The sequence below is a fragment of the Salinibius halmophilus genome (assembly GCF_003577475.1).
In the GTDB taxonomy this organism is placed as follows: Bacteria; Pseudomonadota; Gammaproteobacteria; order Pseudomonadales; family Natronospirillaceae; genus Salinibius; species Salinibius halmophilus.
The window spans coordinates 125822-151906 of sequence record NZ_QPEP01000010.1 but is presented as its reverse complement, the minus strand read 5'-3'; the positions used below and the strand labels follow the sequence as shown (position 1 = coordinate 151906).

Here is a 26085-nt window from a genome sequence, read left to right as displayed (position 1 = left end):
CACATAGCACTTCTAAGCCCGTTTGGCCTCAATCTACTCTACAAGGGCAGGCATACTAACAGATTTCAGATGAATTTTTATTGTGTTCTAAGCTTCTTTACGGCAAATCCCGATTCAATTACCGAAATTTAAGCTATTTAATCGCTTTTTACGCTTTATTTTGCTTACTACTCAAACCTTAACTGTATCTATTATCATTCTTATTTAACCCATGCGTTCAATTTTCTTATGCGCAGCATTCATTAAGTTATGATGCAAAAGTCATTTATGGAATAAGGGGGATCTTGTATAGTCGCACCACTTGTAAATTGTGTGTAGAGCACCGGAGCAGAGTCGCTCATGTATCAGTACGACGAAATAGATCAGAAAATCGTTGATGAACGCGTAGAACAATACCGCGATCAAACCAACCGTTATTTAGCGGGCGAGATTCCAGAAGCGGAATTTTTGCCAATTCGCCTACAAAATGGCCTTTACGTTCAGCGCCACGCACCAATGTTACGCGTGGCAGTGCCTTATGGCATGCTAACCAGTGAGCGCTTATATAAGCTTGCTGACATTGCTGACGACTACGATAAGGGCTATGTGCACTTCAGCACGCGCCAAAACGTTCAGTACAACTGGCCTGAACTTGAGCAAGTTCCTGACATTCTAGCTGAGCTTGCAACCGTGCAGATGCATGCGATACAAACATCTGGTAACTGTATCCGCAACACTACAACAGATGAATTTGCTGGCATTGCTAAAGGCGAAGTTGCTGATCCGCGTCCGTGGTGTGAAATTATTCGTCAGTGGTCTACGTTCCACCCAGAATTTGCTTATTTACCACGCAAGTTCAAAATTGCGGTGAATTCACGCACCGACCTAGACCGTGCAGCCATTGCCGTGCACGATATTGGCTTGCAGTTAGTGAAAAATGATGCTGGCGAGTTAGGCTTTAAAGTATTCGTTGGTGGTGGCATGGGTCGCACGCCAATTATTGGCAGCCTAGTCAACGAGTTCTTGCCGTGGCAGCACCTGCTTACCTACTTGGATGCAGTACTGCGCGTATACAACCTAAACGGTCGTCGCGATAACAAGTACAAGGCTCGCATCAAGATTCTGGTGAAAGCTTTGGGTACCGAAGCGTTCGCTGAAAAAGTAGCAGAAGAATGGGCGCACTTAAAAGATGGCCCAGGCACGCTGACGCAAGATGAAGTAGACCGTGTTTCGAAGTTTTTTATTGACCCTGCTTACGAACAACTAGCAGATGAAGAACCCGCAGCGGTAACAGCATTGCGCCAAGAAAAAGCAGGCTTTGACCGCTGGGTAACACGCAACACCATGGACCACCGCGTACCTGGCTACTGTGCGGTTACCCTCTCACTGAAAAAGGTAGGCGTTGCACCGGGTGATGCGACCAGCGCACAAATGCGTGCTGCTGCCAAGCTTGCTGAAGAGTTTAGTTTTGCTGAGTTGCGCGTTAGCCACTATCAAAACATTATTCTGACTGATGTGAAAAAATCAGACTTGCCTGCGCTGTGGGAGGCTGCCAAAGCCAATGGTTTTGCAACCCCAACAGTTGGCACACTTGCGGATATGATTTGCTGCCCAGGCGGTGATTTCTGCGCCCTAGCTAATGCACGCTCGATCCCAGTTGCAGAAGCGATTCAAGCTAAGTTTGATGACATGGATTACCTGTACGACCTAGGTGATTTGGACTTGAATATTTCAGGCTGCATGAACGCCTGTGGTCACCACCACGTTGGTAACATTGGCATCCTAGGCGTTGATAAAAAGGGCCGTGAGTTCTACCAGGTTACCATTGGCGGTGAGTCGGGTGGCGTTAACAATGAACCAAGCATTGGCAAAATTATCGGCCCTAGCTTCGAAGCAGAAGAAATCCCTAATGTGATTGAAAAGCTGCTTAACGTATTTGTTGCCCAACGCCATGAGGGCGAACTATTTATTGATGTTGTCCGCCGCATTGGCGTGCAACCTTTTAAGGAGGCTGCATATGCCGACGCTGATCAATAATCTAGGCGAATTGACCAACGAACAGTTTGTTCGCGTTGACGGTAATGAACTACCAAGCGAAGGCAACTTGCTATTATCAGTTGAACAATGGCAAGCAAATCGCGAACAACTAAGCGGGCGCACGATTGGTGTTTGGCTGAAGTCAGACGAGTTTGCCGAGCAAATTGCTGCCGATCTTGAAAAGCTTGCATTGGTGGCCATTGAGTTTCCTAAGTTTGCCGATGGCCGTGGCTACTCCACTGCCCGTTTATTACGCGAACGCTACCAGTTTGCCGGCCCAGTCCGTGCGATTGGTGATGTATTGCTTGACCAGCTACAGTATATGCACCGCTGTGGTTTCGACCAGTTCGAGCTGCGTGATGATCAAAAAGTAGAGAATGCCGTAAAGACGCTGAACTACTTCAGCGAAGCTTATCAGACTTCGGTTGAGCGACCAGACCCACTCTTCCGTCGTCGTGCATAAGCCACCGGTAATTGGATTCAAAAAGCACCTTCAATAGGTGCTTTTTTTTGCTTAATTAAAAAGCGTCTACACTTCAAATAACCAGAGACAAAAGAGATGGTTCAATGAGTAACAAAACGCTTGTTAAAGAGCTGATGGTAAAAGACCTTATTACCTGTACCACCGAAACTTCTTTAGCCGAAGCACGCGAACTAATGCGCCAGTACAGCATTCGCCGGGTACCTGTTTTAGAAGCCAGCACGGGTGAGTTTGTCGGCCTTGTTACTCAGCGAGGGCTATTAAAAGAAGTACTCCTGTTAACCGAAAAGTTTGGCTTGGATAATTTTAGCCATCAAGAAAAAAAACGCACGGTAAGAGAAATCATCGAAGCTGATTTTGTCGACTTTGGCCCAGACGATTCATTGCTTGAAGCTGGCCAGTATTTGCGTGACAACAAACATGGCTGCCTGGTTGTGCTAGATGAAGGTGAGTTAGTCGGCCTACTGACCTCGGCCGACTATTTAAAGCTTTGCCTCGAGCTACTCGGTGCCGAGCACTAACTAACTAGCTAGCTTGTTATGCAAAAACTCAAGCCGCGCAAGGCTATCGTCTAAGCCACCAGCGCGGCTTTCTTGTAACCAAGTTTTTTCAAACTCGGGAAGCAATGGTGCAAGGTGCTGCGCCAATGCTTGCCTCATTGCCTCTGGTAGGCGTTCAATCCGATAATCGCCCTGCTTCGCTAACTCCTGCCCAAGCTGGCAGGCAAATACAGCAAGCTTGGCAGTTAGCAATACTTCTTGTTGTACCAAGGAAGTTTGCGCGTTCTGCAGCGCGTTTAGTGCACTGCGGCATTGCTGCTGAGCAAGCGCAAACCCATCTACGGACCAATGCTTAACCTTTTTCATATGACGATTGGTCATCTGATTACACAAGAGCGCGCCATAAATCCCAACGCCAGGTAACTGATCTGCGGTTTGGGTAGCCAAATAGCTATTGGCTAGTAACAACAGCGGCGCAACGCAATCATTTGGCATAAAGCCCTCAAGCGCCTGCTCGATATTGATATCCGCATCCTGATGCCAAGCTTTACTCGCGGCATACACATAGCCCGGGTAGCCTGCAACCCATGGCTGCGTATGGCCAAAATCGCCCCACTCGGAAACATAAAAGCCACTGGCTGAAAATTCATGCACGGCGGCGATGGCCTCATCGATGTTCGTTCTGGCGTTTAACCAACGGCCAGTTACCGAGGCGAATGTTGCCGTACCTGCCACCACATAGTGCTCTATGCCAGCCTTCTGTAAAACGCCACATGAGCCTTGCCAATCATGACCAGCTTCGTATCCCCAGTTCAGCGCGATGGCGTTTTTAGGCAGCTCTCCAACAAGCTCTGGGTAGTTTAGTAATATATCCCCCCATAGCATCATGCGCTTGCCACGTTTTGCCAGCATTTCATTGATCGCCAACACATAATCAAGGTACACCCTACCCTTGCCTCGTTCAGCACAGGCTTGTGCACTATCACCAACGCCTAAATCAAAGGTCTCATCACAGTTAACGTTAACCCAAGGGCTATTTACGTGTGGCAGTAGCTCATCGAATAAGCGCTCAACAAATGCTTTGGCTTGCGGGTTGACCGCACTCAAACAAAAGGAGTGATTCCTAAAATTACCGGCGCCGTCATAACAGCCTCCAATATTTTCAGCCAAATGCTGATACTCAGGCTTGTCTAACCAGTTTTCCATATGGCCAAAGGTGGCTTGGTTTGCCACAAGCTCAAGCCCTAGCTCATCACACCAGCGCTGAATTTGATCCAGCTCGCTTGCAGTAATAGGAGAGCGCCCTTGCCAAGCAGCCTCTTCACCTTGATAGGCAAACGCCGCTTCCATATATAGCTGTACTTGGTTGTATTTGAGTGACGCCCACATCGACAGCAGTTCATACAACTTGTTCATGGTTGGCACACGATCACGGCTGATATCGAGCAACACGCCACGCACTGGAATGTCTGGCCAGTCTTCAATTACCCCAGCCTGAAGGGCTTTTTGCTCAGCGAGCTGCTTAAGCGTTTGCACCGCATACCAGCGCCCTAGCGCATCTTTGTAGTGGACTACGAGCCGCTGGCCAGTTAGCTCAATTCGATAGCCTTGCTGGGGCAATGAGTCATCTTGGTATGATTCGCTTGGCAAAGGATCATGAAAGGCAAGCGTGTTATACTCGCTTAAATCCACTTGGCAGCTGTCATTTAACCAAGTTACACGTTTTACCGGCGGCACTAGCTGCATACTATTTCCCTCGCTTGCCTACAGTTATCAGTAATCTTTTGCCAGGCTCGCTCGGCGATCAGCTGTGGACTCGCTAGCCAGCTGCCACCAATCGCCACCACATTCTTACAGCGACTAATTTGCGCAAGATTATCAAGGTTAATACCACCAGTGGCCATAAACTTGGCCTGCGGCAGTGGGCCCGCTATGGCATTAAGCCACTGCGCACCACCCATTGCACCAGCTGGAAATGCCTTCAGCACATGATACCCATGCGCAAGTGCCTGCATGACTTCTGACGGGGTTGAGACACCCGGCACAAGCGGTGCTTTGGCATCAAGTAGCGCATCGGTGGCACCTGGGCTAACCAATAAGTCAGCACCAGCGCTTAGCGCCTCATTCACTTGCACTGGAGTAATGACCGTACCGGCAATCACTTTTAGCTCGGGGTACTTAGCAAACTCGGCAATGGCAGCCAAGGCACTAGGCGTGCGTAATGTGACTTCAACAGATTGCATACCGGCGCTCAAAAAAGCCTCGACTAGTGCGCTAATACAACTTGGTTGATCAATTGAAACGAGTGGAATAATGCGGCCATAAGCCTGAATTTGTTGTTCTGAAACGCTCGACATAAACACCAAAACTTAACGATAAATCAGCGTTTAGCCTACCACTTCCGCCGGCATAAGAAATTCAATTTGACGAATTTCTTGCGATTGAATGTATTGATTGGTGTAGAGCTCGATGCCGTAAGTTGCGCTATCCACTGCTTGGCAGCTGCATCGTTGTTTTACTGTTTGCCACAGCTCTTCTGTCTCGATCCAGTACGGTGCACGAACGATGAAGTGCCAGTAGTGGCCACCAGGAATGCTGACATGATCAAAACGGCTAGGCACTGTCTGCTGACTAGCGATCATTGCACCAATAAGATAACGGTATAAAGCACCAGGCTTTAGCCCGTACACAGCAATGGTGGTGTCTTCGATTAACCGGTCAGGCAAATATGTGACAAGCTCGTCTAGCAAGCCTCGAGTTAACTGTTGCTCCCAAAAGCGATACAACACGCCATATTCTAGTTCGGGTGAGTTGGTTGCGCGCCCAGCCACGTGCAAAGCAGGCAACCTCGCCCTGCCTTTTAATTTAACTTGTATGTCTAAATTGCTGATGACGCCCATTGCGCAAAACATCCATGACTTTATTTTTGATTCTGAATCAAATGCGTTCTGAAAGAAATGTGACAAGTCGATATTTCTACATTTAATAAACAAGGTTTTTTTTCGTTGTTCACTTGCCAAACAAAACTTTTGGCTGTATACCTATACACATACTGTATAAACAACTGTATGGGAACTTTATGACACGCAACGACATCATGGTTAGCATCCCAACGCTTAGCGATCATTCACGCTGGATCACGTTCGCTGGCGTCGATTGGTACCCAACCGAGCAAGGGTGCCGTGACGCAGGCTTCGATAGCAAGCAAGTACTGCGCTGTCGCCTAGAATCGCCGGCTCATCTTATTGCACTGATTGAGTCACGCGAGCATACAGTGATTGTAACGCAAGAAAAGTGGCTCAAGTCTATCGACCGCTCCGCCCTAGACGAACTGTTATTGCAGTGTGATTGCGAACTACTGCTTGAACGTGAGCACCACTATATTGAAATAGAACCGGTACAACTAGAGCTTGACCTTACCAGCCTAGGCTTGGCTGGCTAGGTACCGCAGGCCAGTTAAGCTCCGTTGATGCCTCGGCAAGAAACGCCTCACATAGTTGTGGGGCATCTTGTAGGTCGGGAGTGTGAAAAAACAAATAGGGCTGTTTACCTTGCTGGCACCAAGTTTGTAGCTGGTTGGTCCAGCGACCAAAATCTTGCTGGCGATCTGACTCGTGATAACAAGCCAGGGCTCGCAACATTGGTGTGTGGGTAAAGCCAGCCAACTTGGTAGGCACGCGTGGCTTACGTTGCAGGGCATCTGCAAGACCCTCGCTGCGCTCAGGCGCCAGCTGCGACCACTGCGCTTCACGCTTAAATAACGAGCGGGTATCGAACCCGACACGCTCGATATTGTTTTCTTTTAGAAGGTTATTTAACCGTCGCTCGGCGTCACTGCGGTCATGCCAACTGGGATGGCGAACTTCAATCGCCAACGGCTTTTCGGCTGGCCAGTGGTCAATAAATTGAAGCAACTGGGGCAACTGTTTTGGCCCAAAGCTTGCCGGCAGCTGCATAAAGCTAGTACCGGCTTTGTCTGCAAGCGCATCCAATACAGCCAAAAATGCCGCTAGTGTTTGCGCATCATCTAGGCGATTATGCGACAACTCCTTGGGCGCTTTCATAGCGAAGCGAAAGTGCGCTGGCGTTTGTTGATACCAGCGTTTCACACGCTCAATTGAGGGTAACTGCCAGTAAGTGGTATTGCCTTCTATGCAGTTAAAGTAACGACTATAAGCCGTTAGCGGCTGTTTGTCGTTTAGCCAAACCGGCCAGGCGTTATGCTGCCAAGCCGGTAGGCCAATATAGAACGGTAGTTGGTCACTGATCACTTTTTCGCAGAGCGTTTTTTCTTTTCTTTCACCGCCCACTTACCGTCTTCGTAATAGGCTTGCCAACCCGTCGCTTTACCATCTTCATTTTCAGTCATCAGGTATTGCTGCTGCATTTTGCGCGAGAAGCGAATCACTGTTGGATTGCCCTCATCATCAAAGCGTGGGCCTTCAATAATGTAGTGATACTTAGGATCAATTTCTTCTTTGTGTGGTACCAACTCAACCACTTTTGGCGGTCTAGTTTCACGATTTTTCGGGAACTGACTCGCTGCCAAGAATAAACCAGATGCGCCATCACGTAAGATATAGGTATCTTCTACCTTTAGGCACTTGAGCTCTGGCATCGGCACTGGGTCCATTTTCGGCGGTGCTGGCTGGCCATTCTTCAGCACTTTACGAGTGTTTTTACACTCATCGTTGGTGCAACCAAAGTACTTACCAAAGCGCCCAGACTTGAGCTGCATATCCGAGCCACACTTATCACATTCAAGCGTTGGGCCGTCGTACCCCTTAAGTTGGAAGGTGCCATGTTCAATCTCGTAACCATCACAATCTGGGTTATTGCCACACACATGTAGTTTGCGCTTATCGTCTACCAGATATGAATCCATCGCGGTGCTGCATTTAGGGCAACGGCGACGCTGACGCAGCGCATGTGTCTCGGCATCATCGTCATCTAGATCGGCATTCACAATGTCTTCATCCGACGCTAGATTCATGGTTTGCGTACAGCGTTCTTTTGGCGGCAAGCTATAACCAGAACAGCCTAAGAACACGCCTGTAGAGCCGGTACGAATCATCATTTTGCGACCACAGGTTGGGCAGTCGATATCCGTTGGCGTTGGTTCATTGGCGCGCATGCCAGTGTCGGACCCTGCCGTTTCCAGCGCCGCTTTAAACTCGCCATAAAACTCATCTAATACCGCTTGCCAGTTTTTCTGGCCTTTGGCGATATGATCTAGCTCGTTTTCCATCTCGGCAGTAAAGCTGTAGTCAAGCAAGTCACTAAAACTCTCGACTAAGCGGTCGGTCACGATGTCACCCATTTTCTCAGCGTAGAAGCGACGGTTTTCTAAACGCACGTAACCACGGTCTTGAATGGTTGAAATAATGGCAGCATAGGTCGATGGACGACCAATGCCACGCTTTTCTAACTCTTTGACCAGTGCCGCTTCACTGAAACGCGCTGGCGGCTTGGTAAAGTGCTGACTAGGTTTAACATCAGCCAGCGAAAGCGTTTCGCCTTGCTGAATGTTTGGCAACTCTGGCTCGTCAGTCTTCGTTGGCATCACGCGAGTGAAACCATCAAATGTTTGAATACGGCCTTTTACCCGCGAAATAAAGTCACCTGAGGTCACTTCAATCGTCGTTGATAGGTATTCGGCTTGGGTCATTTGGCAGGCAACAAATCGGCGCCAAATTAGCTCGTACAAACGCTTCGCATCTGGCTCGGCATCAATACTGCCAGGTGCAGTAGCAACATCTGTTGGGCGAATCGCCTCGTGCGCTTCTTGTGCGTTCTTCTTGCTGCCATAAAAATTCGGTTGTTCGGGCAGGTACTTGTCACCATACTCTTGACCAATATGGCTGCGTACTTGCTCTAATGCGTCTTTTGACAGGTTGGTACTGTCGGTACGCATATAGGTAATATGACCCGCTTCATATAGGCGTTGCGCCAACGTCATGGTTTTCTTCACCGAAAAACCAAGGCGGGTGCTCGCCGCTTGCTGCATGGTTGAGGTGATAAAGGGTGCCGCTGGCTTTGACTTAGTCGGCTTATCTTCGCGCTTACTCACCACTGGCTCGGCGCCAGAAAAGAGAGCGACTAGTTTATCGCTCTCGGCTTTACTGGTTGGGCGATAGCTTTTGCCTTGATACTTAACCACTTCAAACTCGGCTTGGCCGTTTTTACCAACCATGTCTGCATTAAGCATCCAGAATTCTTCAGGGTTAAAAGCTCGGATCTCACGCTCACGCTCAACAATTAAGCGCACCGCAACCGACTGCACGCGCCCTGCCGACAAACCACGTGCTACTTTTTCCCACAATAGCGGCGACACCATAAAGCCAACCACACGATCCAGGAAGCGGCGTGCTTGCTGAGCGTGCACATGGTCAAGATCAACGTCACTTGGCTTAGAGAACGCTTCTTGAATGGCTGATTTGGTGATTTCGTTAAACACAACACGACGATATTTTTGAGCATCACCACCTATGGCTTGTTGTAAGTGCCAAGCAATGGCTTCCCCTTCGCGGTCCAAATCGGTTGCGAGATAAACAACGTCAGCTGTTTTAGCGGCTCGACGAAGCTCTTCTACCACTTTCTCTTTGCCCGGCAAGAGCTCGTAATGCGCCTCCCAGTTTTTTTCTGGGTTCACCCCCATGCGCTCAATTAATTGCACATGCTTGCGCTCACGCTTGCGGCGCTCACGCTCCTCTGGTGGTAACTTGCGCGCTTCTGCCGCTAATCGGGCGCGCTCTTTTGGGTCTATTTTACTGCCCGAGGCACCGGTAGGGAGATCACGGATATGACCAACACTAGATTTCACAATGTATTGGTTGCCAAGATACTTATTAATTGTTTTGGCTTTTGCCGGTGATTCCACAATTACCAGAGCTTTGCCCATGCCGAAAATGTCCTATGGCTAACGTCAAATGTTTAAATTGCCTTACTAAAGCGCGAGGTATACAAGGGAAACTCAACCGAGGTCAAGTTTATCTACCGCTTTTTTTAAAATTTAGTACCCTTAATGTGAGTCTCACAAGGTTTTTGCAAGGAGTTGTATGCTTATTGTGCTGTTTACGTTTGTTTTGCTTGTTTTGGTTGTTGGCGGCATCGTCATCGCCAAAGTTGCTACGCAAGAAGAAGAGCAGCAGAACGCCAAGCTGTCAACTGTGCGCGCCTATCATTTGCGTTTACAAGAAATGATCGAGACCTTTGGCATCATTCGTGAGTACTGCGGCCGCCAAGCGATTGCCTCGGCCATTGTTGAAGAAATGCAGTATGTTGTGAACCTTTGGCTGAACCTCGACGCCGAAGCAGAATCGGAAAACCTTACTTATTGGCAACAACGCCTAGAGCAACTTCGTGAAGAAATTGCCAATGATGAAGATATCCTTGAAACCGAGCCGCTGCACGCCCCAGAAAGTGAGCGGGAAACCGCAAAACTTCGCAAACATGTTGGGCGCACACTACGCATGATTAGCAAGCTGGCTGAACAAGGCGGCATTACTGGGGCACAAGCAAACGAGTATAAGACGTTCTTGCGTACCTTGATGTTGCGCTGCGAAGTACAGTCTTTTTTGCGCATTGGTGACAACCACGAAGCCATGGGCGATCGTCTCAAGGCCGCGGCTTACTATAAACACGCCAAAGAGGTGCTCATAGCTTCCGAACTAGAATTCGAAGGCAAGAGCGACAAGATCAAGGAAATTGCCAAACAAGTCAGCGGTGTTTACCAGTCGCATCGCGAAGAAGAAATGAAAAAAGAGGCCGACCAAATCATTGTTGAAGCCCTGATGGAGGAAGACGCTAGGATGCAACAAGGCAAGCCGCCGGGCAGTTAACCCAGCGGCATGGCTAGACTAGATCCGCTCAATAATGGTGCTTATCCCCTGCCCTAACCCAATGCACATCGTTGCTAAACCAAATTGATTGTCTTTGCGCTCCATAACATTCAGTAAGGTACCAGTGATGCGAGCGCCAGAGCAGCCAAATGGGTGCCCAAGGGCAATCGCGCCACCATGCAGGTTGACCTTGTCATCCATGTCGTCGAGCAAGTGTAGGTCTTTCAACACAGGCAAAGCTTGCGCAGCAAAGGCTTCATTTAATTCTACCGCGCCAATGTCCTGCATCGAGAGCTTGGCACGTTTGAGGGCCAGTTCGGTTGCAGGTACTGGGCCATAGCCCATAATAGAAGGGTCCACCCCAACCACTGCCATCGACACAACCCTTGCACGCGGTGCCACCCCTAGGGCCTTCGCTTGCGCCCCAGACATCACAATCATGGCACTTGCGCCATCGGTAATCTGCGAGCTGGTACCGGCGGTAACCGTCCCCTGTTTCGGGTCAAACACCGGCGTTAACGCAGCTAACCCCTCCACCGTGGTATCTGGTCTAATGGTTTCATCATGCAGCATTAAATAAGGTCTACCTTGCTCATCATGGCCCTCTTGACCAATGATTTCGTTGTCAAACCAGCCGTTCACTGTGGCTTGATGTGCACGTTGGTGAGAGCGATAGCCAAACTGATCTTGCATGTCGCGCCCAATACCATGCAGGCGCGCTAGCAGCTCGGCGGTCATCCCCATATGGCCAGCAGCTTTGGCGACTTTTTTTGACAACGCTGGGTTTGGGTCAACCCCGTGCATCATGCTGACATGACCCATGTGTTCTACGCCACCAATAAGGAACATATCACCATTGCCAGACTGAATGGCTTGGGCAGCAGTGTGCAGTGCCGACATAGAGGAGCCACAGAGGCGCGAGACGGTCTGCGCTGGCACTGTTTTAGGGATATCGGTCAATAACTGCATCATACGAGCAATATTCCAGCCTTGCTCTAATGTTTGGTTAACACACCCCCAAATCACGTCATCTATTTTGCTGGCATCCAGCAGTTCATTGCGTGCCAGCAAACCACTAACTAAATTAGCCGACAGTGACTCAGCACGCGTATTGCGAAAGCTACCATTTTTAGAGCGGCCCATTGGTGTGCGAGCGAAATCGACAATAACGGCATCATTATCTTTAAATGTCATGGTCGCATCCTCCTATGCAAAAAACTTACGGTTGGCGGTTGCACCCTCGGGTGGCGCATACAATGGGCTAAGCGTTTGCCACGCTTCGCTCGCACTCAATACTGTGGCCATGCCAACCTGATCGAGCCAATGCAGCAAGCCACCCTTAAATGGTGGGAAGCCTAGGCCATAGATCAATGCCATATCCGCTTCGGAAGCAGACTGCACAATGCCTTCATCCAAACAACGAATGGTTTCAAAGGCCATAGGAATCATCATACGCATGACAATTTGCTCATCGCTCATGGCCACATCCGCCTTGGCAAACCGCTCGACGATCTCATTATCCACTTGTGGTTGCGCGCGGCCCTTTTTATCTGGCACAAACTGATAAAAACCACTGCCCGACTTCTGACCCAAGCGCCCTTCCGTAACCAAAGCCTCCAACGGCCCTTCGCCAGCTATCGCCATGCGATCTGGGAAACCCTTGGCCATCACCGCACGGGCATGTACAGCGGTGTCTAAGCCTACAACATCTAACAACTCAGCCGGTCCCATTGGCCAGCCAAAAGTCTTCATCACTTTGTCGATGCGGGCATAATCCACGCCTTGTTCGATTAACGAGAGAAAACCGAAGAAATAAGGAAACAGCACCCGGTTTACAAAAAAGCCTGGGCAGTCATTGACGACGACCGGCTGCTTACCCATTTGCAAGGCAACTTTTACCAGCTTAGCGACGGTTTCATCTGAGGTTTGTTTACCACGAATCACTTCGACCAATGGCATACGGTGGACGGGATTAAAAAAATGCAGCCCAGCAAAGTTTTCTGGCCGTTGTAGGGACTGGGCTAATAAAGTGATAGGAATGGTGGAGGTGTTGCTGGCAATAATGGCATCTGGGCGAACCTGTTGTTCTGTTTCGGCCAAAACCTTGGCTTTGATGTCTGGGTTCTCCACAATGGCTTCCACCACGACATCGACTTTATCAAAATCACCATAGCTCATCGTAGGCCACAAACGGTTTAATGCCGCTACCATGTCCTCTTGCTTCATGCGCCCGCGCGCAACGCGCCGCCCCAGCACCCCACTGACCTCGGCTAAGCCTTGCTCAATGCCTTGTGGCGCGACATCTTTCATCAAAGCGAGCATACCAGACTTGGCTGCTTGCCCAGCAATGCCACCGCCCATTATGCCAGCGCCCAAAACGGCCATGCGTTCAACATCGGCCACGTCTTGACTCCAGCCTTTGGCAACTTTCTTTAAGTGCTGATCAGCCAAGAACAGTGAAATTAGGCCTTTTGCCACCGGCCCACGTGCAACCTTGGCAAAGTACTTAGCTTCTACCCGCACGGCTGCGTCGCGTGGCAAGTTAGCATGATCTTGCACGGCACTTAAGGCGGCTAGTGGCGCTGGATAGTTTTTGCCAGCTTGCTGAGCAATCACCGCTCTAGCCGTTTGAAAGGCCATCAACTGTTCCATTTCCGCTAATTTTAATGGCCCAGTTTTTTGCGCCCGACGCCCTGCAACAGACAGCTTCTCGCTGACCACGTCTGCTAGCAGTGCCCGACCCGCGTCCAATAGCTTGTCTTTCTCTACAATGCCATCAATCGCACCATCTTTAAGTGCCCGTTTGGCTCGCTGATCTTTCCCCGTGGCAATCCACTCTAGTGCATTGTCTGGGCCGAGTAGACGGCTTAGGCGCACGGTGCCACCAAAGCCTGGGAAAATCCCTAACTTGGTTTCTGGCAAACCAATGCGGGCATCCTCTGTAGCTAACCGAAAGTCACCAGCCAGCGCTAGCTCAAAACCACCACCCAAACAATTGCCAGAAATGGCCACCACAGATGGAATGGCCATATCTTCAAGCTGATTAAAAATTGCATGTGTGCGCAGCAAGTTTGCTACAAGCGCTTCTTCACCACGCGCAAACATAGGAATGAACTCGGTGATGTCTGCCCCCACCACAAAGTCTTTTTTCTTTGAATAAATGAGTAGGCCTTTTACATCACTAGCGGCCACGGTTTTTAGCGCATCGTCGAGCTCTTGTAGCGCTGCTTTCGAGAGTGTATTAACTGATTTATCAACGGCATCGATGATGAGTTCAGCGAACTCGCCGTTGCGCTCCACAAAAATGGTCTGACCTGCAAACATAATTCTGCCTCTTTCCTGACCTTCCACCCTAAAGAGCTTAGCAAGGTAAAAAAAAAGGCTAACATTTGTCGGTTAGCCCCTGCTTTTTGGGAATTAATGGAAACAATTGGATTGGTTTTGTGAATTTAATTCCACTGTATAATATCCAGCCACTGTTTAATTTGTTCAATTTCTAGTTCACGGCGCTCATCAATAGCAATGCCAATACCCAGTGGCCACTGAGTGACAGCCACCACCTCCTCTGGTAGCTGAGCCAGCTTGGCAAAAAGATGTTGCTCAATGACATCGCGGTCAAGCTTTTCCCCTTGCTGCAAATACCAGCCGACAGGCAGGTACTTACTGCTCTCACCTTGCGTGCGCAACAGGGTGTAGCTAGGCCAGGCTTGTTTTTCTTTGAACTCGCGATTAAAAAAAGTAAACGGCTTTTTGGCTTCGCGCACCCGGCCTTCATTGCTCATATCGGGCAGGCTTTCGTATCTAAGTTTTAAGCCATTGGCAAACGCATCGGTGTGCAGCTTATTAATGCGCCGCTCCCTTGGGCTTGGTCGCAGCCACAACCAAGCGCCGACGACGACGGCAAACGCCAACCCAGTGATAATTAATCCCATTATTCCTCCTGTAGCGCTTCTAGTTCCATCCAACGCTCAATTTTGCCCTCAAGCTCGGTTTCCATCTGGCTGTGGGCCTCAAACTTAGGCATCTGCTCACTATGTGGTAACGCTAAAAACTCTGAGGAACTCAGCTCAGCTTGGCTAGCTTCCACTTTCGCTTCAAGCTCGGCAATTTCGCCCGGCAAGCTATCCAACTCGCGCTGTAGTTTGTAAGACAACTTATTCTTTGGTTTATTGGCCGGTTTCGCTGCTGCCTTGGCAGGCGGATTGTCAGCCGCTTTCGCGGCTGATTTTTCGCTGACGACCTCTTCGGTCGGTAGGCGTGCGCCTTGCATTTTGGCATCGGCGAAGCCACCGGCATATTCTCGCAGCACACCATCACCTTCGAATACCCAGCATTGCGTCGCTAGGGCATCAAGAAAGGCACGATCGTGCGATACCAACATAACAGTGCCAGTGAAGTTGGTTAACTGTTCTTCCAATAGCTCTAGTGTTTCCACATCGAGATCGTTGGTTGGCTCGTCGAGAATCAACAAGTTAGCAGGCTGCAAAAACATTTTGGCTAACAACAAGCGATTACGTTCACCACCACTTAACACCCCTGCTGGGCTGCGGGCACGCTCTGGGGTAAATAGAAAGTCTTGTAAGTAACTTAGAATGTGACGCTTTCCTTCACCAATAAAATCAGAACCATGCTCTAGGTTGTCAATTACCGTTTTATCAGGGTCGATTTGCGCCCGCGTTTGGTCGAAATAAGCTACTTCCAGCTTGGTACCTGTGCGCAGTGTGCCACCATTTAACTCGCGCTCACCTAGCAAGGCCTTAAGCAACGTCGTTTTGCCGCAGCCATTCACTCCTACCAAACCAATGCGATCACCGCGCATTACCTGGCTGGTAAAGCCGTTGACCAAGGGTTTTTCTGGGGTATAGAGCGTTAGGTCTTTAAATTCGAAGACTAACTTACCCGACTTGTCTGCTTGGCCAATGTCAAAACTAGCCTTGCCCATTTGATCGCGCCGCTCGCGACGTTCATTACGCAACTGTTTGAGGGCTCGCACTCGGCCCTCATTGCGAGTGCGGCGGGCTTTAATGCCTTGTCGAATCCAGGTTTCTTCTTGTGCTAGTTTTTTATCAAACTCAGCATTGGCTTTGGCTTCATCTTCTAGGCATTTTTCGCGGTAGGCCAAAAACCCTTCTAAATCACTTTTGTAAGGGTAAAGCTTGCCGCGATCTAACTCGGCAAAGTGATTGGCGACCTTATTGGCAAACTGGCGGTCGTGGGTAATAAAAATAATTGACCCTTGGAATGACAATAAAAACTCTTCGAGCCACTCAATGGCACCAATATCTAGGTGGTTAGTCGGCTCATCTAAAATCAGCACACTTGGGTTACTAATGAGCGCTCGGGCAAGCCAAGCACGTCGGCGCCAACCACCCGATAAAGATTTGAGCGGTTGATCGCCATCAAGCCCGAAGCGTTTTAGCTGTTGGTTCACTTGCTGTTCAAGTTGCCATGCGTCTAGGTCATCTATCCGTGTTTGAAGAAAAGTTAACCGATCTAGGTCAGCATTAGGGTCCATTGAAAGCTGCTGAAACTCTTGCAGTAGCTGGGCTGCTTCCCCTTTACCCGCAGCGACCACATCACGGACTAGTTCATCGGTTGGTTCGGGTGGATCCTGGGGTAAATAGCCAAAAGTGATCCCCTCATCCCATCGAACCGTACCTGAATCTGGCAAAAGCTGCTGTGTTAACAGTTTTAACATTGTGGATTTACCAGTACCATTGCGCCCCATTAGGCAGACACGTTGTTGCGTGTCTAGCTGCCAGGAAACATGGTCTAACAGTGGTTTATCTCCATGAGCGATGGAAACTTCATCTAGAGTTACCAGTGGCATAGTTGTCCTCGAATATTCATTTCTGGCAGCGATTATAAAGGTTATAGCGTTTCGATACCTAGGAGATTTGCGAGCATGCGCATTCATTCAGGCCAAATAGCGGCCGCAGTATTAACTCTTTCAGTGGTCGGCTGGCTGAGCATTGGTGTTGTTTCGGCCGAGGAACAAAGCCTGCCACCATCTTTAGCCGAGCAAAACCCTGACACGCTGGCCTCTGTACTAGTTGACAGGTCAGTGGCACGTACCATGACAGATGAGCTAGTGGTTACAGGCACGACTGCTGCAGACCGCCGAGTTCAGGTTGCTGTTGAGGTGGCCGGCAAAGTTCGCTCCATCAATGCTCGTAAAGGTGAGTTTGTACAAGCTGGGCAAACCATTGTTGAGCTTGAGCAAAATGATCTGCAAGCGCAGTTACGTTCAGCACGGGCACTGGTCGATCAGCGCCAGCAAGAGTATAACGCTACCGAAAACTTGGTAGACCGTGGTTTGCAAAACCAAACCCAACTCGCAGCGGCGCGCTCGGCGCTAGAATCAGCGAAAGCCCAAGTAACGTCGCTTGAGCTGCGCCTTGAGCACACAAGCGTTAAAGCACCTTTTGAAGGCACCCTCAACTCGCTTGCCGTGCAAATTGGTAGCTTTGTTAGTACCGGCCAACCAGTGGGTGAAATCATCGACTTTGACCCAGTGGTCATTCACGCTGAGGTTGCCGAGCGCGATATAGGTAAAGTATCTCTAGATACCGAAGCAGAGATCACCCTGACGACTGGCGAGACCTTTGCTGCACAAGTGCGTTTTATATCTAAAACGGCCAACCCTGCCACGCGCACCTTTGCCATTGAACTTCAAGCGAGCAACGAGACAGGCCGTTTAGCTGATGGCATGACCGCTGAGGTTTCACTGCGCTTACCAACCAGGCAAGCCCACTTTGTCTCGCCAGCGTTGCTCAATCTTGATAACGAGGGTGACCTTGGCTTAAAAGTGCTAGATAGCAACAACCGCGTACAGTGGCGCAAAGTAGAGTTACTTCGCTCGCAAACAGACGGCGCCTGGGTTACCGGATTAGGCGAGCGTGCCAATATCATTACGCGTGGCCAGGGTTTTGTAGAGCTTGGTGAACTGGTATCCGTTGAGTACGCAGGAGACTAGCATGCTAGGACTAATTAACGCGTCATTATCAAAGCTGCGCACAGTGATCTTGCTGTTTGCGTTGCTAATGATTATGGGCATCAGCTCCTTCTTAACCATACCAAAAGAAGCGCAGCCGGATGTCACCATTCCATTCGCTATTGTTACCGTAACGCAAGAAGGTATCTCGCCTGAAGATGCCGACAAGATGCTAGTTAACCCACTCTATCAAGAGCTTAAGGGCCTTGAAGGGTTGAAAGAAATTGTTTCTGAGGCCAACGAAGGCAGTGCATCGCTACAACTGGAATTTGAACTTGGGGTCGACATTGACGAAGCAATCGACGATGCCAAAGACCGTGTAGACCGCGCTAAACCTGAACTGCCCGAAGATGCTAGTGATCCCAATGTTATGGAGATTAACCTAGCGGCGTTTCCGGTAATGGTGGTAACACTCTCTGGTAATGTGGACGACCGGGTATTGTACACTGTCGCTGAAGACCTGCAGGAGCGCATTGAAGCGATTCCTGGCGTACTAGAGGCGCCTATTCGTGGCAACCGAGAAGAAGTAGCAGAAATCATCATCGACCCAACGCTGATGGCGAGCTACAACCTGTCTCACTCAGAAGTTTATAACGTCATCGCTAACAACAACCGTTTGGTAACAGCCGGTAACCTAGACACAGGCGCGGGTCGCTTTGCGGTTAAAGTACCGGGATTGATCTCTAGTGAAGAAGATATTCTTAACCTGCCGGTGAAAAAAGATGGTGACACCATTGTTCGTTTCCGCGATATCGCCACAGGTCAACGCACTTACCGAGATTTCGAGCAAATTTCACGGGTAAATGGGCGCCCTGCCGTAACGCTCGAGATTGTTAAGCGCGCTGGTGCCAACATCATTGGCACACTCGATGAAGTGCGCGGCACAGTTGAGACGACCAAAGAGTTTTGGCCGGAAGGTATTGACGCTGGTTTTACCCAAGACCAATCAGCACAGGTGCGAACAACGCTTAACGACCTGTACAACAGTGTGCTTCTTGCCACATTTTTGGTGACCATAGTTATCCTGCTGGCTTTAGGGGTGCGCTCAGCTATTTTGGTCGGTTTGGCGATTCCTGCGTCGTTCCTATCCGGCATCTTAATTATCCATGCCATGGGTTACACGCTAAATATTGTTGCCTTGTTTGCATTGATCCTCACCGTCGGCATTCTGGTAGACGGCGCCATCGTTGTCACTGAATATGCCGACCGTCGCTTACTGGAAGGCGCTAACCGGCGTACGGCCTATCGTGAAGCAGCGACTCGAATGGCGTGGCCAATCATCGCATCGACTGCCACAACACTTGCCGTATTTATACCTCTGCTCTTTATTCCAGGCATTGCCGGTGACTTTATGAAGTACTTGCCAATCACCGTATTGGCAACACTGGGCTCATCGCTTGTGGTATCGCTGATTGTGGTACCTGCCTTTGGCATGCTATTAGGCAAAGCACTACCGGCAACGCCAAAGGTGCAAAAGAACATTGAGTTAGCCGAAGAAGGCGACCCAACTAAGATGACTGGTTTTTTAGGTGGTTATGTACGCATGATCGCCTTCTTTACCCGAGACCGAGTTTGGGGGCCTGCTGGCGTACTGGGCGGTGTTTTCGGTGTAATCTTGGTGCTCATTGGCCTGTTTATGTGGTCGGATAATGGCACCGAGTTTTTCCCAGCAATTGATTCTGAGTTTGGCAACATTCAAGTAAAAGCTCGCGGCAACCTGTCGCTAGCTGAGCGCGATGAAATAGTCCGCGAAGTGGAGCGTATTGTTCTGCAAGAGCCAGTGGTGAAGTCAGCCTACACCACGGTCGTTGCGGCTGCTGGCAGTGGTGCTGCCGAGGATACCATAGGCACCATTCAGATGGAGTTTGTTGACTGGCAGCTACGTCAGTTTGGCGAAACCGAACTGCAAGCTCTAGTGGATAAAGCCAGTGAAATCGCTGGTGTTCGAGTAGAAAAATCGGTGCCGGCGATGGGTCCAACTACGGGTATCGACATGCAAATTGAAGTTGTGTCCGATAACTATGAGGACTTGCAAAAAGGCGTTGCCACCATCACTCGCTGGCTTGAAGATGACGGGCGCCTAACCGACGTTGGCAATGATTTACCTATGCCTGGTGTGGAATGGGAAGTATTGGTCGATCGCGAAGCCGCAACACGCTTTAATGCCGATATCGCATCGGTTGGTACGTCAATCCAAATGGTGACCACTGGTGTTAATGTTGGCTCATTTAGGCCAGCGACTGGCTCAGACGAGCTCGATATTCGCCTACGCTACCCGTACAACGGCCGTGAGTTGGATCAAATCGACCAAATTACCCTTGCGACGGTGTCGGGTCAGGTGCCAATTTCGAACTTTATTGAGCGCTACCCACAAATGAAGCAGCCAACCATTTCTCGCACCGATGGCAAGCTGGCAATGAATGTACAAGCCAACTTGGTGGGTGATGCACGCTTGGATTTGGTGATGAACGAGCTAACCGAGCGGTTTGTAGAAGCTAATCGCTCAGGTGAGCTGCCAAGCAATGTCAGCGCTAGTTTTGTTGGCGACTTTGAAGAGCAACAAGAAGTGGGTGCGTTTATGGGCGTTGCGTTTGGTATTGCCATCTTCTCAATGCTGGCCATCCTTGTCACCCAGTTCTCGAGCTTCTATCAAGCTGGCTTGATTCTAACCTCAGTTGTGTTTTCAACAGCTGGTGTATTGCTGGGTCTACTGGTGACCAATCAGCCGTTTGGCATCATGATGTGTGGCATTGGTATTGTGGCACTGGCAGGTATTGTGGTGAACAACAACATTGTATTGATCGATACATTCAACGTTCTGTATCGCCAAGGCATTGATGCTCGTACCGCCATTCTGCGCACGGTTGCCCAGCGTTTTCGCCCAGTCATGCTGACAACGGTGACCACCGTGCTTGGATTACTGCCGATGATGATTGCGTTGAACATCGACTTTATTAATAACTCGATCACTTTCAACTCGCCCTCATCACAATGGTGGACACAGCTGTCGACAGCGATTGGCGGCGGTTTAACCTTCGCCACCATATTAACGCTTGTACTAACACCATGTTTATTGATGTGGCGCCTTCCGAAGCGCTAAGTGCCAAAAATGCCCGCCTAGCGGGCATTTTTTTTGCCACCTGCTAGGCTCTAATTAGTCATCTGATGGAGCCCAGCATGATTAGCGATCAAGCCAAACTGCAAGCGTTTCTCGCCGTTCGTATTCAAGCGATGGCCGCCGCCATCGACCCAAGCGAGCGCAAGCATGATGTCGACAATCAATGGCAACTGCAGCACGCTGATATTGTTCGCCAACAACTTCAGCATCTATCTTGGCTAGCCAATTATCTGGCTTCGCACCCTGCGCCTAATATTATCGACTTCGCTGAACAGCTAACCTGTGACCAAGAACGGGAAGCATTGCATGCACTCACCCCCATAAAAGACGACCACTCGCTGCAAAGCTGGCAAGAGCAGTTTCGAGTTTGGTTACCACCACAAGGCAGTGAACCCGAGCTGTTTTGATCAGTATTCGCCAATTAAACAGCAAGAACTGCATGTCAAGACTACAATTTCATCGGTAAATCGTTAGAATTCGCGCCCTTTGTGAGCACCTGCTGTAGAGGCTAACGTATTAATGAGTCAGGTAATGTCTGAATTTTCTATAGGTCAACGCTGGGTGAGCCAATCTGAGCCCGAATTAGGCTTGGGCATTGTGCTCAAAATTGATGAGCGCCGAATCACGATCGCCTTCGATGCAGCTGAAACCGAACGCCTGTTTACCGCCGATGAAGCGCCACTCTCGCGCGTTGCATTTCACGCTGGGGACAGCATTACCGACAAGGAAGGCCAAACCCATACCGTTGAAGAGGTCTTTGAGCACAATAATCTACTTTTTTATCGCACGACCGACGACGCTATGGTGTGCGAGACTGAGCTCTCGCCAGACTTTCGCCAGGATAACGCCAAAACACGTTTGCTTTCGGGTCAACTAGATAAGGGCAAATGGTTCAGCCTGCGCCAACAAGCGTGGCAGCATTTTGGCCAATGGAGTCAATCACCCGTGCAAGGTTTCACTGGTGTGCGTGCTGAACCACTGGCGCACCAGCTTTACATTGCCAAAGAAGTCGCCGACCGACAAGCGCCACGCGTGATGCTGGCCGACGAGGTAGGCTTGGGCAAGACCATCGAAGCGGGCTATATACTGTCGCGCCGCTGGCTTAAGTTTGGCCCATCTACAACACTGATTTTGGTGCCGCACGCCCTACGCTTTCAATGGTTTGTAGAATTAAAACGCCGTTTTAACCTGAACGCGTCGTTGCCTGAAACAGCTGAAGATATCGACAGCAACCATCAGCTAATCATTGCTCCGACTAACTGGCTCAATGATGCCGAAGCCTCGGCTAGCTTGCTCATGCTGATGCCTGAGCTGGTGATCATTGATGAAGCCCAACATATGACGCCAGAGCAAGCAGCCTTTTCACGAGTAGAACGCTTAGCGCGTATGGCACCTGGCTTTATCTTGATTTCTGCCACCCCCGAGCAGCTTGGTGAAACAGCACACCTAGCACGCCTGCGCTTGCTTGAGCCGGGACAGTTTGATAATGCTGAGAAACTAGCAGAACTGGAAGCTGATCAGCAGCATATGGCTGAACTTGCCGTTGCGTTATCAGAAGAAAATGAAACCCCTGCGCAGCTGGCCGATATTGTTAAACTTACTGGCCTTTCCGAGTCGGCCATTAAATCTGATCATCAACTGGCCTTGGATCGATTAGTCGACCGCCACGGTACTGGCCGAGTACTGTTCCGCAACCTGCGCCGTAATATCCCTGGCTTCCCAAAGCGCGAGTTGGTGCAGCACGATACAGACAGCGTGGTGGATTGGGTCTGTACGTTTGTTGCCGAGCATAAATCAGAAAAATCACTGGTGATTGCTCGCTCAAAAGCGCTATTAGACGAGATTGCCGATGCGCTTTGGAGCAAACAAGGCTTACATGCAGCCCTGATGCATGATGGCCAACGCCTTGATGAACTGGACCGCGTGGCAGCTTATTTTGCTGACCCGGAAGAAAATGTCCCCGTGCTGCTCACCACAGAAATTGGCGCTGAGGGGCGCAATTTTCAGTTCTGTCAGCACCTAGTAATGGCCGACCTGCCAACACAGCCAGACCGCTTAGAGCAACGCATCGGTCGCTTAGACCGCATTGGTCAGCTACACGATATTCAAATACATGTGCCAACAGTCGATGACACCGCCCGCGCTCGCTTGCGTTGGTTTGATGAAGCGCTTGGCATTTTTACTCGCCCAAATCCTGTCGCGTCGCGCGTGCAAAAAGAGTTTATGGATCGGGTGGAGAAATATGTCAGCAAACATGTTGATGAAGCAGTGATCAGCGATGCTCGCCAACGTAGTGACGAGCTCATTGCAGCGATGGAAAATGGTCGTGACGTTCTACTAGAACGAGCAAGCTGCCGCCAGCCATATGCGGCACAACTAGCCGAGGCTGTAAGCGCCCAAACCGGTGATGACAACATCGCTGACTTTGTTGAGGCCGTGCTCAACGCACTCAATGTGTTCTACGAGCAACTTGACGATGACACCATGTTGATTCAGCCCGTCGACAACATGCTGGTGCCATCCCTGCCTGGCTTGCCTAGTGAGGGTAAAACCTTTACCACCAAACGCAGTGTTGCCCTAGCTCGCGACGACATAGACTTATTAACTTGGGATCACCCGCTAGTACAAGGGTTGCTGGAGATTCTAACAACAGGTGAGCTAGGCACCGCTGCGGTGATGCGCTTCACCACCGAAGCATTGCCGGCGGGCACCATCCTGTTAGAAGCTTTGATTACGCTACGTGTACCGGGTCCTCGTCGCTTTCAGCCAGACCAGTACCATGCGCCACAAACATTGCGCATTTTAACCGAAGCCACCGGCACTAAGAATTTATCCGCGGCGTTACCAGGTGAAAAGCTGGACCCACTGCTGACCAACATTCCAAAAAAGGTGGCACGGCAAGTCTTGCAAATGAAGCGAGATGAATTAGCAACCATGCTCGCCGCCTTGCCAACACTCGCCACAGCAGACCTTGATGGGTTTAGCCAAACCGCTCAGCAGGCCGTTGAGCGCCAGCTGAACGAGCGCTTATCACAACTGCAGTGGATTGCTAGTAACAACCCACTATTCGATCAGCAAGAAGTTGAAGCTTTAGAAACGCAACGAGACGCGCTACTATCAGCACTAGAGGGAGGCGCTCAGCTACACATCGACGCCCTGCGTTTGATCGTATGTACCCCAGAAGATCACTAAAGGGTAATCTGTGGGGCTTGAGTTTTAGTGACTTACCCCACATTATTAACCTAACACTAGGAGGATGGTTATGGTTGAAAGTAATCAAGAAACAATTCAGCGCAGTGAATCCTTGCTCGCCACACACAAGGTGCTTCGCAATACTTATGCACTTTTGAGCATGACACTCGTTTTTTCAGGTTTCATGGCTTGGCTTGGCATGAGCTTTGTAACACCTATGATGTCATTGGTGTTCTCCATTGCAGCCATCGGCTTGTTGTGGTTCGTGATCCCACGCACTGCTAACTCAAGCACAGGCTTGGCTATGGTGTTCCTTTTCACCGGTTTGCTCGGTGCAGGCTTAGGGCCAATGCTTAGCATGGTAGTCGGCTTGCCAGGTGGCGCGAGCATGGTGATGCAAGCCTTGGTTGGCACTGGCGTGATTTTCGCTACCATGTCAGGCATTGTGTTAACCACTAAGAAAGATTTCTCTTTCCTAGGTGGCTTTATCATGATTGGCATGCTGGTGATTGTGGGTGCGCTGATCGCTTCGATCTTTATGCCATATGGCATCATTGATATCGCGATCTCTGCCGGTATTGTATTGATCATGTCGTTGTTCATTTTGTTCGATACTAGTCGCATTGTACGCGGTGGCGAAACCAACTACATTATGGCAACCGTTGGCTTGTATGTGAGCTTATATAACTTGTTCACTAGCCTGTTGCACCTAATCATGGCCTTCTCTGGCGATGACTAAAACAAGCGCTTTTACTCTAGTTGTAAAAGCACTGCCAAACCAACGCCAAGCCGCCAAAACGGCTTGGCGTTTTGCGTCTGCACTGCTCAACAACGGGCAAACCATTAGCAGCGTCTTCTTTTATGGCGAGGGGGTATTAACTGCCCTACCTTATGCAGACCCAGCTGAAAACGAGTGGCACGCTCAAGTTGCTTGGCAGACACTTGCAGAGCAAGCTGGGTTTGCTTTACAAGTTTGTGCAACAGCGGCCCAGCGCCATGGTTTAGTAAAAGATGAGCAACCACAACTAGCACCAGGCTTTGAGATGGCAAGCCTAGTCGATTTAACTCAAGCCGAACTTGCGGGCAATAAGGTGGTGTATTTTGGCTAACCCGGTCGTGTTGATCGAAACTCTTGAGGCGCGTGATGCACTCGATACCGCGCTTAGTATGATTACCTTTGATGTGCCCGTACAGGTTGTACTTGTCGGGCAAGGGGTGCTGAACGCTTTTGGCAACCATCTAGCTAGTAAATCTTTAGCCATGCTAGAAATGTTTGATGCGCCCACTGTGCTAGTCGCGCAACAAGACAGCGCCGCATTCAATCTAAGCGACGCCGAAATAGCACTGAACCCTGTCAGCGATATCGAGCTGCAGACACTTTTACAACAAGCCAGCAGTGTGTCCGTATGGTAGTACATCTATTGGGCAACCCTCAGCGCCTAGCGACACTTTTGCGGGTAAAGTCAGAGTTAGACATCATCATTTGCCTAGACGCTGGCATATCATGTGATATTGATGCGTATTATGAGCAAGAAGCGTGCGCACAATACGGCCTAAACCGAGCACAGCAGTTGAGCATGGACGACATTGCGCTACAATGCGCCAACGCTGAAAAAGTGATTAGTTGGTATTAGTATGTACGCCTGCACCGAAGAAGGTTATCTGCAAGACTTTAACGCTTGGCAACCAGAGTTTGCTGAACAAGTGGCCAGTGAGCTGAACATTTCGCTCACCGAAGCACACTGGCAAGTAATCAATGCGCTGCGCAGCTTTTACCAACAGTTTGAGCGCAGCCCGAACATGCGCTTAATGGTGAAAGCACTGAAACAGCAAGCGCCTGAGTATGCCAGTAGCATGAAGCTGATGATGTTATTTGGCGAAAGCCCAGCAAAACCTGCTTGCCGCCTCGCTGGCCTGCCTAAACCAAAGAACTGCCTGTAGCC

At 49.9% G+C, this 26085-nt stretch carries 23 protein-coding genes; 14 read left to right on the top strand and 9 right to left on the bottom strand.

What is annotated here, in order from left to right; all coding sequences use genetic code 11:
* Nucleotides 1-339 precede the first annotated feature (339 nt).
* The 3 genes from DUW71_RS12750 to DUW71_RS12740 all read left to right on the top strand — a co-directional run bounded on the left by DUW71_RS12750 (nt 340) and on the right by DUW71_RS12740 (nt 3018).
* Nucleotides 340-2016: a nitrite/sulfite reductase gene (locus tag DUW71_RS12750; RefSeq protein ID WP_119395642.1), complete on the top strand. Its 1677-nt coding sequence runs from the start codon at nt 340-342 to the stop codon at nt 2014-2016.
* Entirely contained in the window at nt 1997-2479 is a 483-nt protein-coding gene (locus DUW71_RS12745; RefSeq protein WP_119395641.1) for a DUF934 domain-containing protein, read from the top strand. The genes DUW71_RS12750 and DUW71_RS12745 overlap by 20 nt, the downstream gene beginning before the upstream one ends.
* A gap of 104 nt (nt 2480-2583) precedes the next feature.
* On the top strand, nt 2584-3018 hold the full coding sequence (locus DUW71_RS12740; RefSeq protein WP_119395640.1) for a CBS domain-containing protein: 435 nt from the start codon (nt 2584-2586) through the stop codon (nt 3016-3018).
* On the opposite strand, the gene DUW71_RS12735 is transcribed toward DUW71_RS12740, so the two are convergent.
* Genes DUW71_RS12735 through DUW71_RS12725 form a run of 3 tightly spaced genes read right to left on the bottom strand, consistent with a single transcriptional unit; the run spans nt 3019 to nt 5897 of the window.
* Nucleotides 3019-4743 carry a glycoside hydrolase family 20 zincin-like fold domain-containing protein gene (locus tag DUW71_RS12735; protein ID WP_119395639.1) on the bottom strand — a complete coding sequence of 575 codons (1725 nt, stop codon included), beginning with the start codon at nt 4741-4743 and terminating at the stop codon, nt 3019-3021.
* On the bottom strand, nt 4734-5354 hold the full coding sequence (locus tag DUW71_RS12730; RefSeq protein ID WP_119395638.1) for a bifunctional 4-hydroxy-2-oxoglutarate aldolase/2-dehydro-3-deoxy-phosphogluconate aldolase: 621 nt from the start codon (nt 5352-5354) through the stop codon (nt 4734-4736). Before DUW71_RS12730 ends, DUW71_RS12735 begins: the two co-directional genes overlap by 10 nt.
* 30 nt (nt 5355-5384) lie before the next feature.
* A complete protein-coding gene (locus DUW71_RS12725) occupies nt 5385-5897 on the bottom strand; it encodes a GyrI-like domain-containing protein (protein ID WP_119395637.1) in 513 nt (170 codons plus the stop codon).
* Between the two features lie 179 nt (nt 5898-6076).
* Here DUW71_RS12725 and DUW71_RS12720 point away from each other — a divergent pair, with 179 nt between their 5' ends.
* Nucleotides 6077-6439 carry a hypothetical protein gene (locus DUW71_RS12720; protein WP_119395636.1) on the top strand — a complete coding sequence of 121 codons (363 nt, stop codon included), beginning with the start codon at nt 6077-6079 and terminating at the stop codon, nt 6437-6439.
* Here DUW71_RS12720 and DUW71_RS12715 read toward each other — a convergent pair.
* Nucleotides 6414-7307: a DUF72 domain-containing protein gene (locus DUW71_RS12715; protein WP_119395635.1), complete on the bottom strand. Its 894-nt coding sequence runs from the start codon at nt 7305-7307 to the stop codon at nt 6414-6416. The genes DUW71_RS12720 and DUW71_RS12715 overlap by 26 nt on opposite strands.
* On the bottom strand, nt 7265-9898 hold the full coding sequence (topA, locus tag DUW71_RS12710; RefSeq protein WP_119395634.1) for a type I DNA topoisomerase: 2634 nt from the start codon (nt 9896-9898) through the stop codon (nt 7265-7267). The genes DUW71_RS12715 and topA overlap by 43 nt, the downstream gene beginning before the upstream one ends.
* Nucleotides 9899-10055: 157 nt before the next feature.
* Between topA and DUW71_RS12705 the strand changes: the two genes are divergently transcribed.
* Nucleotides 10056-10838, top strand: coding sequence for a hypothetical protein (locus DUW71_RS12705; RefSeq protein ID WP_119395633.1), 783 nt, complete (start codon nt 10056-10058; stop codon nt 10836-10838).
* Nucleotides 10839-10856: 18 nt separating this feature from the next.
* On the opposite strand, the gene fadA is transcribed toward DUW71_RS12705, so the two are convergent.
* From fadA to DUW71_RS12685, 4 genes are all read right to left on the bottom strand, one after another.
* Nucleotides 10857-12032, bottom strand: a complete 1176-nt coding sequence (gene fadA, locus DUW71_RS12700; protein ID WP_119395632.1) for an acetyl-CoA C-acyltransferase FadA — start codon at nt 12030-12032, stop codon at nt 10857-10859.
* A gap of 12 nt (nt 12033-12044) precedes the next feature.
* The gene (gene fadB / locus DUW71_RS12695; protein ID WP_233546130.1) at nt 12045-14162 is read right to left on the bottom strand and encodes a fatty acid oxidation complex subunit alpha FadB; all 2118 of its coding nucleotides are present in this window, start codon (nt 14160-14162) and stop codon (nt 12045-12047) included.
* A 125-nt stretch (nt 14163-14287) separates the two neighbouring features.
* Nucleotides 14288-14770, bottom strand: a complete 483-nt coding sequence (locus DUW71_RS12690; protein ID WP_119395631.1) for a hypothetical protein — start codon at nt 14768-14770, stop codon at nt 14288-14290.
* Entirely contained in the window at nt 14770-16668 is a 1899-nt protein-coding gene (locus DUW71_RS12685; protein ID WP_119395630.1) for an ATP-binding cassette domain-containing protein, read from the bottom strand. Before DUW71_RS12685 ends, DUW71_RS12690 begins: the two co-directional genes overlap by 1 nt.
* 75 nt (nt 16669-16743) lie before the next feature.
* On the opposite strand from DUW71_RS12685, the gene DUW71_RS12680 reads away from it, so the two are divergent.
* The 9 genes from DUW71_RS12680 (at nt 16744) to DUW71_RS12640 (ending at nt 26083) form a co-directional block, all read left to right on the top strand.
* Nucleotides 16744-17814, top strand: a complete 1071-nt coding sequence (locus DUW71_RS12680) for an efflux RND transporter periplasmic adaptor subunit (RefSeq protein ID WP_119395629.1) — start codon at nt 16744-16746, stop codon at nt 17812-17814.
* Nucleotide 17815: 1 nt separating this feature from the next.
* On the top strand, nt 17816-20932 hold the full coding sequence (locus DUW71_RS12675) for an efflux RND transporter permease subunit (protein ID WP_119395628.1): 3117 nt from the start codon (nt 17816-17818) through the stop codon (nt 20930-20932).
* A gap of 77 nt (nt 20933-21009) precedes the next feature.
* Nucleotides 21010-21357, top strand: a complete 348-nt coding sequence (locus tag DUW71_RS12670) for a hypothetical protein (RefSeq protein WP_119395627.1) — start codon at nt 21010-21012, stop codon at nt 21355-21357.
* A 124-nt stretch (nt 21358-21481) separates the two neighbouring features.
* Complete coding sequence (locus DUW71_RS12665; RefSeq protein ID WP_158584059.1) at nt 21482-24142, top strand: helicase-related protein; 2661 nt, start codon at nt 21482-21484, stop codon at nt 24140-24142.
* Nucleotides 24143-24212: 70 nt separating this feature from the next.
* Nucleotides 24213-24881: a Bax inhibitor-1/YccA family protein gene (locus tag DUW71_RS12660; protein ID WP_119395625.1), complete on the top strand. Its 669-nt coding sequence runs from the start codon at nt 24213-24215 to the stop codon at nt 24879-24881.
* Nucleotides 24874-25251, top strand: coding sequence for a sulfurtransferase complex subunit TusD (gene tusD / locus DUW71_RS12655; protein WP_119395624.1), 378 nt, complete (start codon nt 24874-24876; stop codon nt 25249-25251). The genes DUW71_RS12660 and tusD overlap by 8 nt, the downstream gene beginning before the upstream one ends.
* Nucleotides 25244-25555 carry a hypothetical protein gene (locus DUW71_RS12650; protein ID WP_119395623.1) on the top strand — a complete coding sequence of 104 codons (312 nt, stop codon included), beginning with the start codon at nt 25244-25246 and terminating at the stop codon, nt 25553-25555. The genes tusD and DUW71_RS12650 overlap by 8 nt, the downstream gene beginning before the upstream one ends.
* Nucleotides 25549-25776 carry a hypothetical protein gene (locus DUW71_RS12645; RefSeq protein WP_119395622.1) on the top strand — a complete coding sequence of 76 codons (228 nt, stop codon included), beginning with the start codon at nt 25549-25551 and terminating at the stop codon, nt 25774-25776. Before DUW71_RS12650 ends, DUW71_RS12645 begins: the two co-directional genes overlap by 7 nt.
* Before the next feature lies 1 nt (nt 25777).
* Nucleotides 25778-26083: a TusE/DsrC/DsvC family sulfur relay protein gene (locus DUW71_RS12640; RefSeq protein WP_119395621.1), complete on the top strand. Its 306-nt coding sequence runs from the start codon at nt 25778-25780 to the stop codon at nt 26081-26083.
* The last annotated feature ends 2 nt before the right edge of the window (nt 26084-26085 follow it).